1 protein-coding gene is annotated in these 631 nt (G+C 53.6%); it reads right to left on the bottom strand.

What is annotated here, in order from left to right:
• Nucleotides 1-195: 195 nt before the first annotated feature.
• Complete coding sequence (locus tag EVC45_RS45045) at nt 196-432, bottom strand: hypothetical protein (protein WP_211193620.1); 237 nt, start codon at nt 430-432, stop codon at nt 196-198.
• Nucleotides 433-631 lie beyond the last annotated feature (199 nt).

Raw genomic sequence — 631 nt, 5'->3', positions numbered from 1 at the left:
TCACCATTTCTGCTCTTTCACGCAGGCTGCATCAGCTCGTCCATGTAACGCAAAAATCGCGTATTTTGAACCACGCCCGATTTCGCGTGGCTTCAGATCTGTCCAGATGACGCCGTGTTGTGGTTACCCGCCGTATGCTCTCGCACCACGTCCAGAAATACCGCGTTCCACTCCGGATGCTCCGTTAACCTGGATTTACGCCCCTTTTTTTCGGATCCGCTCTCCAGCCGGATCGAGTTCTTCTTCCAGCTCCTTCAACCCTTGCCTGATTGTTTTCGGGTCAATTTCAAACAGTTTCGCAATATATTCGAAACCGCCATGGCCCAACTTGTCCGCCTCCACTGCCGCATACCGACGTCGGTCCTTCTCCGACAACCGCGCGTACAGCCGCTTCATCCGCGTTTCAACCTCAGCCCGGTAACCAGCCTGCATCGTCTGTCCTCCAGAAGGACCCCATCTTACCAGTGTCGCTTTGCACCCGCCAGGTCCACTTCGGGAAGTTATTTCTCACTCGTTCCTTAGGCCTGATTCCGCGGAGGCATGGAGTAATCTGGGGCTCTTTTGAAATTCAAATGGGTTATGCAGTATGCGGGTTGATCGAAGTGAAGTTGAGCTTGCCAGCGATCAGGAA

This window comes from Paraburkholderia sp. UYCP14C (genome assembly GCF_004197395.1).
In the GTDB taxonomy this organism is placed as follows: Bacteria; Pseudomonadota; Gammaproteobacteria; order Burkholderiales; family Burkholderiaceae; genus Paraburkholderia.
The sequence above is the reverse complement of the archived record's forward strand: the minus strand, read 5'-3'. Positions and strand labels throughout refer to the sequence as shown.